General features: G+C 57.2%; 11 protein-coding genes. 8 read left to right on the top strand and 3 right to left on the bottom strand.

The genetic code is table 11. The features are described 5' to 3' along the window. Window positions 1-10: 10 nt before the first annotated feature. From argE to CMN55_RS03830, 5 genes are all read left to right on the top strand, one after another. A complete protein-coding gene (argE, locus tag CMN55_RS03850) occupies window positions 11-1,213 on the top strand; it encodes an acetylornithine deacetylase (protein WP_293948216.1) in 1,203 nt (400 codons plus the stop codon). A gap of 146 nt (window positions 1,214-1,359) precedes the next feature. Next, on the top strand, window positions 1,360-2,952 hold the full coding sequence (locus CMN55_RS03845) for an ABC transporter substrate-binding protein (RefSeq protein WP_293948215.1): 1,593 nt from the start codon (window positions 1,360-1,362) through the stop codon (window positions 2,950-2,952). A 63-nt stretch (window positions 2,953-3,015) separates the two neighbouring features. After that, a complete protein-coding gene (locus CMN55_RS03840) occupies window positions 3,016-3,990 on the top strand; it encodes an ABC transporter permease (protein WP_293948214.1) in 975 nt (324 codons plus the stop codon). A 10-nt stretch (window positions 3,991-4,000) separates the two neighbouring features. Further along, window positions 4,001-4,936, top strand: coding sequence for an ABC transporter permease (locus tag CMN55_RS03835; RefSeq protein ID WP_293948213.1), 936 nt, complete (start codon window positions 4,001-4,003; stop codon window positions 4,934-4,936). 9 nt (window positions 4,937-4,945) lie between these two features. Continuing rightward, window positions 4,946-6,673, top strand: a complete 1,728-nt coding sequence (locus CMN55_RS03830; protein WP_293948212.1) for a dipeptide ABC transporter ATP-binding protein — start codon at window positions 4,946-4,948, stop codon at window positions 6,671-6,673. 7 nt (window positions 6,674-6,680) lie between these two features. Here the strand turns inward: CMN55_RS03830 and CMN55_RS03825 are convergent, their stop codons facing one another. Together CMN55_RS03825 and CMN55_RS03820 are read right to left on the bottom strand one after the other, a co-directional pair. Next, window positions 6,681-7,154 carry a GNAT family N-acetyltransferase gene (locus CMN55_RS03825; protein ID WP_293948211.1) on the bottom strand — a complete coding sequence of 158 codons (474 nt, stop codon included), beginning with the start codon at window positions 7,152-7,154 and terminating at the stop codon, window positions 6,681-6,683. Then, a complete protein-coding gene (locus tag CMN55_RS03820) occupies window positions 7,151-8,236 on the bottom strand; it encodes a M14 family metallopeptidase (RefSeq protein WP_293948210.1) in 1,086 nt (361 codons plus the stop codon). Before CMN55_RS03820 ends, CMN55_RS03825 begins: the two co-directional genes overlap by 4 nt. A 101-nt stretch (window positions 8,237-8,337) precedes the next feature. On the opposite strand from CMN55_RS03820, the gene CMN55_RS03815 reads away from it, so the two are divergent. Next, entirely contained in the window at window positions 8,338-9,345 is a 1,008-nt protein-coding gene (locus CMN55_RS03815; RefSeq protein ID WP_293948209.1) for a glutathione S-transferase family protein, read from the top strand. A 296-nt stretch (window positions 9,346-9,641) separates the two neighbouring features. Further along, entirely contained in the window at window positions 9,642-10,283 is a 642-nt protein-coding gene (locus CMN55_RS03810) for a CGNR zinc finger domain-containing protein (RefSeq protein ID WP_293948208.1), read from the top strand. Window positions 10,284-10,425: 142 nt separating this feature from the next. On the opposite strand, the gene CMN55_RS03805 is transcribed toward CMN55_RS03810, so the two are convergent. Then, window positions 10,426-11,946 (bottom strand): malonate--CoA ligase, encoded by a 1,521-nt coding sequence (locus CMN55_RS03805; protein ID WP_293948207.1) that lies wholly within the window; start codon window positions 11,944-11,946, stop codon window positions 10,426-10,428. A 231-nt stretch (window positions 11,947-12,177) separates the two neighbouring features. Between CMN55_RS03805 and CMN55_RS03800 the strand changes: the two genes are divergently transcribed. Next, window positions 12,178-12,547, top strand: a 370-nt coding sequence (locus CMN55_RS03800; RefSeq protein ID WP_293948206.1) for a malonyl-CoA decarboxylase N-terminal domain-containing protein, incomplete at its 3' end; no start/stop codon positions are given.

Below are 12,547 nucleotides of genomic sequence, written 5' to 3'. Positions count from 1 at the left end.
ATCATCAGCTATGCTGGCGATAAGTGGATGTCAAACAATTACGAGGCCGCATTTGGGGGCGCAATATTCCAGTCGGGAAATGATTGAAAAGCTGGTCGGCTTCGACACGGTTTCCCGCAGTTCCAACCTTGCCCTGATCGACTTCGTTGCGGAGTATCTCGCGGGCCATGGTATAACCGCGACACGGGTCTATAACGCGGATAAAACGAAAGCCAATCTATATGCCACCGTCGGGCCGCAAGTTGAGGGCGGCATTGTCCTTTCGGGTCATACGGATGTGGTGCCGGTTGATGGTCAGCCCTGGGTGACGGATCCGTTTGTGCTCACGGAAAAGGACGGCCGTCTCTATGGCCGCGGCACGGCGGATATGAAAAGCTTCTCTGCCATCGCGCTCGCCAAGGTGCCGGAGATGCTGGCGAAGCCTCTCAAATACCCCCTGCATTTCGCGCTCTCCTATGACGAGGAGGTGGGCTGTCTTGGCGCGCCGGCAATGATTGATGAGATTGCGACGCGGCTGCCGCGTCCGCGCGCCGTCATTGTGGGGGAGCCGACGATGATGGAGGTTGTCTCGGCCCATAAGGGGATCATGACGCTGCAAACCACCGTGACGGGGCGCGAGGCGCATTCAAGCCTGGTGGAGGATGGGGTGAGCGCGGTCATGGTGGCGGTGCGGCTGATCGCCTTCATCGGCGATATGATGGCGGAGAACAAGGCCCGCGCGATGCCGGACAGCCCGTTCTGGCCGCCTTACAGCACGCTAACCTGCGGCATTGTCAATGGTGGAACGGCGGGGAATATTCTCGCGCGGGAATGCCGGTTTCTGTGGGATATCCGTCATATCCCCGAGGATAACCCGCTGGATTTCATCACCCGTTTCCAGGCCTATGGGGAAGGCGTTCTGTTGCCGCCACTGCGCGTAATCGCGCCCGAAGCGGCGATCGTCACCGAGATAATCGCGAATGTGCCGGCCCTTGCACCGGAAGCGCAGGGTGAGGCGGAAATGTTGTGCCGCTCCCTGACCGGCCTGAACACCACCAGCGCGGCCTCTTACGCGGCGGAAGCGGGGCAGTTTCAGCAGGCCGGTTTTTCCACCGTTCTGTGCGGCCCGGGCTCCATTACGGTTGCCCATCAGCCAAATGAATACATAGAGTTAAGTCAGGTGAAGGCTGGCGAACAGTTTCTGTCAAAACTCATCGGCAGGCTTTGCTTATGAGGAAAAGTGAATGCAATGGACAGGGGTGCAACTATTCGCTAATCTCAATCTCAAATGCCGCGGGAAAATAATAACAAACCGGCGAAAACAGCCCGTTTCCGGGCGCCTTGTGACAGTCATTTCAGATAAAAACTAAGGGAGTTATCATGAAACTAAGGACAGGATTATTTGCAGCGGTCGCGGCCGTCGCCCTGGCGGCGACCACACCGGTGCAGGCAAAAACTTTCAAATACGCGTTTCAGGGAGATTTGAGCTCCCTTGATCCGCATTCACTGAATGAATCCTTTTTGCTGGGCACGCTCGGCAATATCTATGAAGGACTCGTTCTTTATGATGATCAGATGAACATTGTGCCAGGTCTCGCCGTTTCCTGGAAAACGCTGACGCCGACAACGTGGGAATTCAAGCTGCGTGAAGGGGTCAAGTTCCACGGCGGTCAGGATTTCACAGCCGATGATGTGATCTTCTCCTGGCAGCGTTCGCTTTCCGAAGGTTCCGACCAGAAGGTGCGCGGCGGTTCCATGAAGAATATCACCAAGGTCGATGATTATACCATTGTTGTCGAGACTCCGGCGCCGAACCCCATCCTGATCCGCGATATCGCGCTGCTCTATATCATGGACAAGGAATGGTCCGAAGAGCATGGCACCACCAATGCGACGAGCGCCACCGGCACGGACAAGGGCAATTACGCCAACCTGAATGCCAACGGCACCGGTCCCTTCATGGTGGAAAGCCATCAGGCGGATGTGAAGACGGTGATGAAACGTCATGAAGGATATTGGAAGGAAGTCCCCTCCAATGTGACGGAAGTGATCTTTACGCCGATCAAGGAAGCGCCGACCCGCGTTGCCGCCCTGATCTCCGGCGAGGTGGATATGGTCTACCCCGTGCCCGTGCAGGACTGGGATCGCCTCGATGGGGCGGATGGCGTGAGTGCTCTCGCCGGGCCGGAAGCCCGCTCCATCTTTCTCGGTATGGATCAGGGACGCGATGAGCTGCTCTATTCCAGCGTGAAAGGAAAAAACCCGTTCAAGGACCAGCGCGTGCGCGCCGCCTTCGCCCATGCCATCAATCTTGAAGCCATCAAGGACAAGATCATGCGCGGGGCCTCTTCCCCGGCCGGGCAAATGGTCGCCCCGCAGATCAACGGCTATGTGCCGGAGCTGAAGGAACCCTACAGCTACGATCCGGAAATGTCCAAGAAGCTGCTGGCCGAGGCGGGGTATCCCGACGGGTTTGAAATCACCCTCGACTGCCCCAATGACCGGTATTTCAATGACGAGAAAATCTGTCAGGCGGTTACCTCCATGCTGGCCCGCGTCGGCGTTAAGGCGACACTGAATGCCATGCCGAAATCGAAATATTTCGGCAAGATCCTTGAGACCGGCGGCTTTGACACCAGCTTCTATATGCTCGGTTGGACGCCAGGCACCATGGATGCGGAAAACACGCTGTCCTCCCTCATCGTTTGCCAGGACAAGGAAAACAAGAAGGGCCTGTTCAACATCGGCAATTACTGCAACAAGCGGGTGGATGAACTGACCGCCGCCGTCGGCAGCGAGACCGATCAGGACAAGCGTAATGCCATGATCAAGGAGGCCTTTACCATCCTGAAGGATGAGGTGGGCTATCTGCCGATCCATGAACAGCCGATCTCCTGGGGTGTCAGTGACAAAGTCACCGTCAATCAGCGGGCGGACAATATCCTCGACTACCGCTACGTCGTCGTGAATTAAACCGAACCGGGCGGCCCGCGTTTCCCGCGCGGGCCCCCATTCCAGGCGTTAGCGGGATAAGTCATGATTTCCTTTGTTATCAAACGGTTGCTGCAATCCGTTTTCGTGATGCTGGCGGTTGCGCTCATTGCCTTTTCCATGTTCCGCTATATCGGCGATCCGGTCAGCAATATGGTCGGGCAGGACACCACGCAGGCGGAACGGGAGGCGCTTGCCGAACGGCTTGGCCTGAATGACCCGTTCTTCATGCAGTTTGGCCGGTTTGTGGTGAAGGCGGCGCAGGGGGATTTCGGTATTTCCTACAAATACCGTGAACCGGTCAGCCATCTGATCGAACAACGATTGGCCGCGACTCTCGAACTTTCCTTTGTTTCCGCCATTCTTGCCCTTGCCATCGGCATCCCGGCGGGGGTGTATACCGCGCTCCGGCCAAGGGGCCTGCTGTCCCGCGCCATCATGACCTTGTCGCTGGTCGGTGTCTCGCTGCCGACCTTCCTGATCGGTATTCTGCTGATCCTTTTCTTCGGCGTCATTCTCCGCTGGCTGCCCACCTTCGGGCGCGGCGATGTGGTGGCGATCGGCTGGTGGACAACGGGGTTCCTCACCGTTTCGGGAATCAAGTCGCTGATCCTCCCGGCCATCACCCTCGCGCTGTTCCAGATGACGCTGATTATGCGGTTGGTGCGGGCCGAGATGCTGGAGGTGCTGCGCACCGATTTCGTGAAATTCGCCCGTGCCCGCGGCCTGCCGGATCGCTCAGTGCATTTTATCCATGCGTTGAAAAACACGCTGGTTCCGGTTATTACCATCACCGGTTTGCAGCTTGGCTCCCTGATTGCCTTCGCCATCATTACCGAAAGTGTCTTTCAGTGGCCGGGTATGGGTCTGCTGTTTATTCAGGCCATCAGTGACGTGGATATTCCGATCATGGCCGCCTATCTGGTGCTGATTGCCTTTTTCTTCGTCATTATCAATATGATCGTCGATATTCTTTACTATATGGTTGACCCGCGTCTGCGGGCGGATAATGCGGGCTGAGGGGGCGAGGATGTCGACAACGGACTATCTGGAAAAATCCCGGCTTCGCCGTTTCTTCGAAGGTGACGTGTGGTACAGCTTCACGCGCAATCCGGTGGCCATCGTCGCGGCCGTCGTAACCGTGGGCATGATCCTCGCCGCATTGCTCGCCCCGCTGGTCGCGCCCCATGACCCCTTCGATCTCGCCAAGCTCGATATCATGGATGCCAGCCTGCCGCCCGTCTGGGAGGCGGAGGGGGACGCGCGCTTCCTCCTTGGCACCGATGATCAGGGCCGCGATATCCTCTCCACCATTCTCTATGGCGCGCGCATTTCGCTTGTGGTCGGTTTTGCCTCTGTTCTCTTCGCCATGGTGGTCGGAATCATTCTCGGCCTCATCAGCGGATATGTCGGTGGGCGGACAGATGCCTTCATCATGCGCATTGCCGATATCCAGCTTTCTTTTCCGGCCATCCTGATTGCGCTGCTGATCGACGGCGTGGCGCGCGGCCTGATCCCGAAGGAGCTGCATGCCAACATTTCGATCTATGTTCTGATTTTCGCCATCGGGGTATCGGGCTGGGTGCAATATGCGCGGACGGTGCGCGGCTCCACGCTGGTTGAGAAAAACAAGGAATATGTGCAGGCCGCCCGTGTCATCGGCATCCGTCCGTTGACCATTCTGCGCCGCCATGTCTTGCCCAATGTGATGGGGCCGGTGATGGTCATTGCCACCATCCATCTCGCCATCGCCATCATTACGGAGGCAACACTCTCTTTCCTTGGGGTGGGGGTGCCGCCGACGACGCCGTCGCTTGGCACCTTGATCCGTATCGGCAATGAATATCTCTTCTCTGGCGACTGGTGGATCACCATTTTCCCGGGCGCGACGCTGGTCATTCTGGTACTGGCGGTCAATCTGCTGGGCGACTGGATGCGCGATGCGCTGAACCCGAAGCTGCGATAGGGACAGGCCATGGATCTTCTCAATATCAATAACCTGCGTATCGAATTCCCGAGCCGTCACGGCACTGTCGTCGCCGTCGATGACGTGACGCTGAAGGTGCAGCCTGGGGAAGTTCTCGGCGTTGTCGGGGAATCGGGCGCGGGCAAATCCACCATCGGCAATGCGGTGATTGGCCTGTTGGAGCCGCCCGGCGAGATGACCGGCGGGCATGTGTTCCTGAAGTCGAAGCAGATTGATACCCTTGGCGCGGAAGCGAAACGGAAAATCCGCGGACGGCGGATCGGCATGATCTTTCAGGATCCGCTGACCTCCCTCGATCCCCTGCAAACCATCGAGCAACAGCTTGTCGAGACCATTGAGCTGCATTTGAAGCTCGGCGAGAAGAAATCGCAGGAGCGCGCCGTGGATCTGCTCCGTCAGGTCGGCATCCCGGATCCGGAAACCCGTATCAAGAACTACCCGCATCAGTTTTCTGGCGGTATGCGGCAGCGGGTCGTGATCGCCCTTGCCCTTTGTGCGGAACCGGAAGTTATTATCGCCGATGAGCCGACGACGGCGCTTGATGTGTCGATACAGGCGCAGATCCTCGATCTCATGCGCCGCCTGTGCCGGGAAAAGCAGGTCGGCATGATCATCATTACCCATGATATGGGGGTCATTGCCGATATTACGGATCGCGTTGCCGTCATGTATCACGGCAAGCTGGTGGAGGAGGGGACGACCGCCAAGATCCTCGGCAATCCTGATCATCCCTATACCCAGAGCCTGATCAGCGCCGTGCCGCGCCCCGATATACGGCTTAAGCGCTTTCCCATGGTCAATTATATCGAAGCGGAGAGCGTCCGTCCGCGGCATATTGATCTTGCCACTCACTGGCTCGGCAAATCGCGGGATTTCGAAGATGTTTCCGGCCCGCTGCTCAGCCTGAAAAATCTGGTGATGACCTTTGTCACCCGGCATTCCATCATCAAAAGTCGGCGGAAGACCTTCAATGCCGTGGATGATGTCTCCTTCGATATCGCGGAAGGGGAGGTGTTCGGCCTGGTGGGGGAAAGTGGCAGCGGCAAGTCCACCGTCGCCCGCATGGTGTGCAGCCTTTACAAACCGGCGGCGGGAGAGGTCAATTTCGCAGGGACAGACCTAACAAAAATTGCCTCTGAATCCGAGCGGGATCATTTTCGCCGCCAGATGCAGATGATTTTTCAGGACCCGTTCTCCTCCCTCAACGGGCGGATGAAGGTGATGGATATCATTGCCGAGCCGATCCGCTTTCACAAGCTCGCCCGCACTAACCGGGAGGTGGAGCAGATCGTCACCGATCTGCTGGATCATGTGGGGCTTGGCGCAAAGGCGGCGGTCAGGTTCCCTCATGAGTTTTCAGGTGGGCAGCGGCAGCGTATTTCCATCGCCCGCGCGCTTGCGACACGGCCGCGCTTTCTTATTTGCGATGAGCCGACCTCGGCGCTCGATGTGTCTATTCAGGCGCAGATCCTCAATCTTCTCAAGGATTTGCAGGAACAGCTCGGCCTGACCATGTTGTTTATCAGCCATGACCTGCCCGTCATCCGTCAGATGTGCGACCGGGTTGGTGTGATGAAGCAGGGCAAGCTGGTGGAAGTGGCGGCGACGGAGGATCTGTTCGAAAAACCGCAGGCCGCCTATACCCGCGAGCTTCTGGATCTGATGCCGCGCCTTGACAAGCTGTCGCATGAAGGACTTGAGGTGGAAAAGGCCTGACGCCTCGTCAGAGCGACCGCATCATGAAAAAGCTCGCCGGATCATTTGTGTAATCGCCAAACGGCGGGCATTCACTAAAACCATGGGCGGCATAGAAGGCCCGCGCCGGGGCAAAACCCGGTTGCGACCCCGTTTCCAGATAGAGCCGTGTATAGCTGCGCTCCCGCGCCGTGACGAGGATCATGGCGAGCAGCGCGGCGGCCACGCCTTGGCCGCGATGGGCGGCGGCGGTATGCATGGATTTGATCTCGCCGGTCTCTGCATCCAGCGCTTTAAGGGCACCGCAGCCCAGCAATTCGCCCGTTGCCGTCTCGGCCCGCCAGAAGGTGATCTCCGCCGTACGCAATCCGTCAAGGTCAAGGGCATGCACACTCTCCGCCGGGGAGAGGGAGCGCATCAGATCAAGATGCGCCTGTAACAGGCCGATTATGGCGTCGGAGGTAAGCCCGTCTCGCACCACGCGGAGAGGAGTGGCGCTCATTCCGCGCGTCTCACCCCGGCAATTGCCTTGTTGATTAACTCGACCCCGCGCGTCCAGACCATTTCCTTCCAGTCGTCGGCATCGCAATAGAAGGCATCGCGCATCTGCTGTTTGATGGCCTTGCCCTGCGTGCTTTCCACATCGCCCTTGATATAGAGCCAGTTATCGGCGCGCAGCGCATTCAGAACTTCCAGCACCGGAATGGTACCATATTCGATGGCAATGGCCGTCAGGCTGGCGTTCGGTGCGCTTTCGGCAATGCCCGCATCAATGGTGCCCCGCACGATCGCGGAAGCGGAGGTCCCGGCCTCCGGCGAGGTGACATCATCGCCATACCATTCCGTGGCGCGCGGCAGGCCCTCTGGATCACCGACATAGATGATTTCCCCGTGGCCATAGGGACCAAGGCCCGTATGCAGGTCAATAAAGGCGAGATGCCGGGCATTTTTCGCATGTTTTGCAATAACGCCCCGCAGCGTCTTGTTGGACCAGGAGGGGCCGAAGCCGCCGAAAAACAGCCCGTCCGCATGGATATGCTGACCGCCGGTGACCGCCGCCTGAAAGGTCTTGAGCCCCTTGTCCTCAATATAGTGCTGGATTGCCGCATCCGCCTTGGCCCGCGCCGGTCCATCCCAGTCATCGGGCAGCAGCCACTCATGCACCTCATGATAGGCGGGATTGTCCGGTACGCCATCTGTAAAATCGAGAAAATTGCGGTTGAGGTCGATATTGTCCTCATTCACCCGGCGGATATGGGAAAAGCCGTAGGGGTTGATGGCATGGATCAGCAATACGGCGGTATCGGCGGGCAGGTTTTGAAAGGCTTCCGTCTCCAGCAGGCCGACCTGAATGCCGGAGCCGCAGAAACCTTCCCCCCCATGGGTGCCGGAGGAGATCACCAGCAGCCGGGACGCTTCCTGCGGACCGATCCGCGCCACATCCATATACAGATCTTCCCCATCCGCGCCCTTTGCCCGTTCATTCAGATGGTTTTCAACCCTGATGTCCCGCTTCATGCAGCATTCGAGAAAGCGCGTGCGCGCTTCGGCATAGGTGGCGGAGAAAAATCCCGGTACGTCCATATCGTCTCTTTCCCTTTTTTGTATTCTCTGTTGTTATATCAGAGGTAGTCGCCCCGTCGAAGCATTTCGAGGGGCGAGAAGGCAAACAGGGAAAAATAACAATGTCAGAAAATGCCTACGTCATCATCGGGTCCGAATATTCGCCTTTCTCCGTCAAGGTGCGATCCTATTTTCGCTATAAGAATATCCCCCATGAATGGCGGCAGCGCACCCTCGCCAATATGGCGGAGTTTCAGAAATATGCCAAACTGCCGCTGATCCCGCTGGTTGTCGGCCCGGGAGAGGAGGCACTCCAGGATTCCACCCCGATTATCGAAAAGATGGAGCGGCGCTTTGCCGATCCGGCGTTGCAACCGCCATCAGAGACGCTGGCCTTTCTTTCTGCCCTGATCGAGGATTATGCCGATGAATGGGTCAACAAGCCGATGTTTCATTACCGCTGGTGGGCGGATGAGGATCAGATCGCCGTTGCCAAGGGGCTCGCACGGGGCATGAACCCGGCGGCCGATGCCGCGAAAATCGACGAAATGGCCGTCAGCATCCGCGCCCGTATGGTGCCGCGTCTGCGTTTCGTCGGATCGAGCGAGCAGACAAAGCCGGTGATTGAAGCCTCGCTCGACAATCTGCTGGCGTTGCTGGAGGCGCATCTTGCAAACCGTGCATACCTGTTTGGCGCCCGTCCGGCGCTTGCCGATTTCGGGCTGTTCGGCCAGGTCAATGGTTGCCTGCAACAGCCGACGACGGAACGGATGATCCGTGGCCATTATCCGCGCACGCTGGACTGGCTGGAACGGATGCAGGATCCGAAGGCGGACGGCGCGTTTGAGGAATGGGAAACCTTGGCCGCAACTCTCGGCCCCCTGCTCAAATCGGAAATCGGCAATCTCTATCTGCCCTGGAGCCTTGCCAACGAGAAGGCGGTGGCGGACGGGGAGGAGACTTTCACCGCGCATTTGTCAGGGCAGGACTTTACCCAGCAAATTTCCAAATATGCCACGAAATCTATCCAGGTTTTGCGCAACAAGCGGGCGGCAATCACGGACCGTCGCGATCTCGACGCTATTCTGGCGGAAAATGATTGCTTACAACCTTTAGTATTGGTTGATTGAGCGGCCTATCAGGGGCGGATCATATTTTTGCCGGAATTAATCTCTATAATTCATAATATGTGCTTGACGGAAGGCAGAATTTGACTGTTGGCGGATTTGTGACCATGCAAATTTTGAAAATTTGCCATATGACAAATATTTGATTAAAATTAGATGGTTAGTAGGTTTTTCTCATATGAGAATAAGCTTTGTTGCTTTTGGCAAACTAACTATTGACCATCTTCAAACTAGTATAATATACAATATCGGTGATTATTGGGATATGATACCGGTTGCAATGGAAGCGGGGAAGTTCAGTGGCGAGAATAGATGCGCTTGTGAAATCAGGGGTTGTAAATCCGGAGGGCTTTTATACGCTTGGCGGACGGCTGGCCATCGATTTTGCCAACAGTTACAAACGTATCGGCCGTGACCGGGAAGGCATTGCCAGTTTCGACGATCTGCTAACCTTCATGAAGTCGCACCATCTGCTGCATGAGGACGAAGCCTCTGATCTGCATATGTTTCATTTCCAGAATCCGGCGCGCTGTCAGAGTGTTGTGGAAACGCTGCTTACGCTGCGTCATTCATTCCGCAGCATCTTGACAGATCTGTCGCAGGGCTGGCCGCTCAATCCGGATTTTATGGAGGTGGTCAATGGCCAGCTTCAGTCCTTCAAGAGTTTTCACCGGATTGAACCGGGGGAGGAGGGGATGGAGCTCAAAACGGTCATAGACGAGGCCGGGCCGGAAAAGCTTATGTTCCCGATCCTGCATGATATCGCGGCCTTTCTGACCTCCGATCATGTGGAGAAAACCCGCGGCTGCGCCAGCGAAGACTGCAATCTCTATTTTATCAATACATCGCGCAACGGGCGTCGGCGCTGGTGCTCCATGTCCACCTGCGGCAATCGCGCCAAGGTCAATGCCTATCTGAAGCGTCAGGAAGAAGAAGGCTGAACGCTCTTGCGTCCGGGATGTTCATCTCGTCCGGGCATCAGGTTTCTCCCTATCATATCAACGCGTGGATAAGCAGGCAGGGCAAGGATATATGCCGCCCGCCCGTGACTTTTCAGCCACCAATTAAAATCATTGCGCGCTATCAGCTTTTCGCGCGCTCTATCGCCTGATCGCGTAGCTGGTTCTTCTGCACCTTGCCCATGGCATTGCGCGGCAGGTCGGAGACGATATAGACTTCTTTCGGCACCTTGAAATTGGCGATCCGGTCCTTGATTGCAGCGGTGATATCGCCTGCAGTAAGGGCTGCTCCCGATGCATTCGCCACCACGAAGGCGACGACGGCCTCGCCAAAATCCGGATGCGGTCGGCCGACCACGGCGCTTTCCTCAACCCCCGAAATTTCGTCGATGAAGCTTTCGATTTCTTTCGGATAGACATTGTAACCACCGGAGATGATCAGATCCTTGGCGCGGCCGACGATGCGGTAATAGCCGTCTTCGCCCTTGCGGGTCATGTCGCCGGTAATGAAATAACCGTCAGGGCGAAATTCGGCGGCCGTCTTTTCCGGCATCCGCCAGTATCCCTTGAAAACATTGGGGCCCTTGATTTCCAGAATGCCGATCTCGCCATCTTTCACAATCTTCCCCTCTTCATCGGCGATGCGCACGTCGTTATCGAGCGGGAAACCCACCGTGCCCGCCTTGCGCTCCCCCTCATAGGGGTTGGAGGTGATCATGCCCGCCTCCGTCATGCCATAGCGTTCGAGAATGACATGGCCGGTTCGCTCAACAAAGGCATTGAAGGTTTCTTCCAGCAGCGGCGCGGAACCGGCGGTGAACAGCCGCATGTTGCGGCAGGCCTCGCGCGTGAAGTCAGCCTCGCCGAGCAGGCGGACATAAAAAGTGGGCACGCCCATGAAGACGGTTGCGCGGGGAAGCTGACGAATGACTTCCTCCGCATCGAATTTTTTAAGGAAAATCACTTTGCCCCCGGCGAGAAAGGCACAATGCAATGCAACGAACAGCCCATGCACATGAAAGATGGGCAGCGCATGCAGCAGGATATCATCCTCCCGGAACTGCCAGTAGCGATGCAGCGTTTTGGCGTTGGACGCCAGGTTATCATGGCTCAGCATCGCCCCCTTGGACCGTCCGGTGGTGCCGGACGTATAGAGAATGGCGGCAAGGTCATCGCCCGCGCGCCGGACGGTGACAAATTCGGCGGGCAGCGCCGCGGCGCGATCCATCAGGCTGCCGTTGCCGTCACTGTCGAGGGTGAAAACCTCCCGCACGCCGGCGTTGTTCGCAATGGCCCGCAGCTCATCGGCGGCGGCGGGATCGCAGACGACGATGGCGGGTTCGGAATCACTGATGAAATATTCCAGCTCCGCTGATTTATAGGCGGTATTCAGCGGCAGATAAACAAGCCCGGCGCGCAGGCAGGCGAGATACAGCAGTACGGCCTCTACTGATTTGCCGACCTGCACCGCCACGCGGTCGCCCGGCGCGGCGCCGGATTGAAGCAGCAGGTTGGCGATGCGCCCGGCGCCCTCGCGCACTTCCTGAAAGCGATAGGTGCGGATTGAAGGTCCTTCGAAGGCGATGGCCTCCGGCTGCTGCTCGAAACGCGCATCAAAAAGGTTGTAGAGATTGCTGTCGGTCATGGATATTTTGTCCCGCAGTTTTAAAAGAACTGTCATCGGGTTTATGATACTCTTTTAATTTGCGCAAGGCGGTTCCGCACTGCATCCGGTGCAATCGGGTATTTCGTCGAAATTTATGTGAAAACATACTTTTACCTGATTTCGAAAGTATTACATGCCTATATATACAGGACAATATGACTATCCCTGACCGGCTGTCCGGCGGGGGTGCAACCGAAGAACGAGGGGTTTATGGCGCCGACTTTTGTCTCACAACTTTTTAATTCCATTGCCGATACGGGGCGTGAGTTGCTGGACTTGCGCGGCGGCAAGAAAACCAGCCACGATATCAAGGGATACTGCCGCGATCTGCTGACCCAGAGGGGGGAGGCGTCGGGCATGGCGCTTGCCCGCGATGTGGTGGAGGCCTGGAGTCGGCTGGAGGACGAAGAAAAACTCGATTTCCTACTGTTTCTGCATGAGGAAATGGCCCCCGATCAGGAGGAGATTGAAGAAGCGGTCGCCGCCTATCACAAGGAGCCGACGGCGGAAAATTACAGCCTGCTCTCCGCCGCCATCGAGGCGCCGCGGCAGGAGCTGATGCGGCGGATCAGTTTTGCGC

This window comes from Sneathiella sp. (assembly GCF_002694385.1).
In the GTDB taxonomy this organism is placed as follows: domain Bacteria; phylum Pseudomonadota; class Alphaproteobacteria; order Sneathiellales; family Sneathiellaceae; genus Sneathiella.
The sequence above is the reverse complement of the archived record's forward strand: the minus strand, read 5'-3'. Positions and strand labels throughout refer to the sequence as shown.

Excerpts from the sequence above, each read along its gene's own strand:
- CMN55_RS03815 (WP_293948209.1), top strand. The coding sequence starts at position 8,338 with ATGTCAGAAAATGCCTACGTCATCATCGGGTCCGAATATTCGCCTTTC.
- CMN55_RS03820 (WP_293948210.1), bottom strand. The coding sequence starts at position 8,236 with ATGGACGTACCGGGATTTTTCTCCGCCACCTATGCCGAAGCGCGCACG.
- CMN55_RS03840 (WP_293948214.1), top strand. The coding sequence starts at position 3,016 with ATGATTTCCTTTGTTATCAAACGGTTGCTGCAATCCGTTTTCGTGATG.
- CMN55_RS03830 (WP_293948212.1), top strand. The coding sequence starts at position 4,946 with ATGGATCTTCTCAATATCAATAACCTGCGTATCGAATTCCCGAGCCGT.
- CMN55_RS03835 (WP_293948213.1), top strand. The coding sequence starts at position 4,001 with ATGTCGACAACGGACTATCTGGAAAAATCCCGGCTTCGCCGTTTCTTC.
- argE (WP_293948216.1), top strand. The coding sequence starts at position 11 with ATGCTGGCGATAAGTGGATGTCAAACAATTACGAGGCCGCATTTGGGG.
- CMN55_RS03825 (WP_293948211.1), bottom strand. The coding sequence starts at position 7,154 with ATGAGCGCCACTCCTCTCCGCGTGGTGCGAGACGGGCTTACCTCCGAC.
- CMN55_RS03845 (WP_293948215.1), top strand. The coding sequence starts at position 1,360 with ATGAAACTAAGGACAGGATTATTTGCAGCGGTCGCGGCCGTCGCCCTG.
- CMN55_RS03805 (WP_293948207.1), bottom strand. The coding sequence starts at position 11,946 with ATGACCGACAGCAATCTCTACAACCTTTTTGATGCGCGTTTCGAGCAG.